This window comes from Dietzia sp. CW19 (assembly GCF_014145265.1).
In the GTDB taxonomy this organism is placed as follows: Bacteria; Actinomycetota; Actinomycetes; order Mycobacteriales; family Mycobacteriaceae; genus Dietzia; species Dietzia natronolimnaea.
In genome coordinates this window covers 1-1,350 of record NZ_JAALEE010000485.1, presented here as the reverse complement: position 1 = coordinate 1,350, position 1,350 = coordinate 1, and the positions used below count along the sequence as shown (strand labels likewise).

Annotated in this window: 1 protein-coding gene; it reads left to right on the top strand. The window is 71.2% G+C overall.

Going from position 1 to position 1,350, the window contains the following annotated elements; genetic code table 11:
- Positions 1-155: 155 nt before the first annotated feature.
- Positions 156-1,112 (top strand): hypothetical protein, encoded by a 957-nt coding sequence (locus tag G6021_RS13850; RefSeq protein WP_179523196.1) that lies wholly within the window; start codon positions 156-158, stop codon positions 1,110-1,112.
- The last annotated feature ends 238 nt before the right edge of the window (positions 1,113-1,350 follow it).

Sequence of the window (1,350 nt, the reverse complement as noted above, 5' to 3'; positions counted from 1 at the left end):
GGCCCCGCAGTCGCTCAGCCCGGCCCTGCAGTCGCTCAGCCCGGCCCTGCAGTTGCGGCAACGGTCTCCACACCCCGCGCCCCCTCCACAGCCGGGACGGATCACGCGGTCCGACGCCGCAGAAGCCGGGCCGGCGGGGCCGATACTGCGTGTCCATGAGCACAGACCGACCTCGCCCACCCGTCATCACCTCGTCCGAACTACTCGCCCGGGGTTACAGCCGCCGAGCGCGGGAGCACGCAGAGCGCACCGGACAGCTCTACCGTCTCCGTCACGGTGTCTACGTGCCCGCCGCCGACCTGCCCACCGGTCCCGACGAGGCCGAAGCCATCCTCGAGATGCGCTCGCGCGCCTCTGCGAGGTTCATCAGCCCCGGCACGGTGATGTCGCATACTTCCGCGCTCGTGCTGCACGGTCTGCCCGCCCAGGATCTGGACACCCGGCGGGTCACCACGACCAGGCACCGGCCGGGCAGCGGGAGCAGGCGGGGCGAGAGCGCGATCTGCCACAGTCTGGATCTCGGTGACGCCGTGACGGAACTCGATGGCATCCCGGTCACGACTCCGGCGCGGACGATCGTCGACGTGGCGCGGACGAGCCCGTTCACCGGTGCTGTCTGCGCTGCCGACCAGGCCCTGCGTCACTCTCTGTGCACCAGGGCCGAACTGGCGGCCGAACTCGACGCCGCCGCCGGGAGAGTCGGCATCGCGCGGGCCCGCGCGGTGGTGGCATTCGCGGACCCGGGTGCCCACTCGGTGCTCGAGTCACTGAGCCGGGTCGCCATCACCCGCGCTGGCCTCCCCATGCCCCGGCTCCAGCACGAGTTCGTCCTCCCGGACGGGTCGCGGACCTTCGTCGACATGTACTGGAAGGAATGGGGACTCGTCGGTGAGGCGGACGGGTCGGGGAAGTACGGGATCGACGACGGCGAGGCGGGCGTCCGCCGGAAGCTACGCAATGAGAAGAATCGCCAGAACGAGATCGAAGCGCTGGGCAACATCTTCAGGAGATGGCAATGGGAGGACTACCGGCGTGGCCGGATCGTGCCCCTCATCCGCGAGGCGATGAGACTTCAGGAGTCACTCGGCCGGGGGCCGCGCCGCGTGGCCTGAGGGCGGTTGCGGAATGCCTACCGTCGCCCACTCGGGAAGGATCGCCGGCCACGACACTCGCCAGTCCGTGCAGCCGCTGATGCGCCTGGCGTCTCGCGCACGCGTCTGGCGTCTTGCTCGCGCGCGTGTCCACCTCCTCCGCAGCCGCCCGCCGCGAGGGCGTCCCGCCTGCGCATCGGTGTGCGCCGGACGCCATAGCGGCAGGCGGCTGCGTGGGACCGTGCAGAGGCGGGAGCAG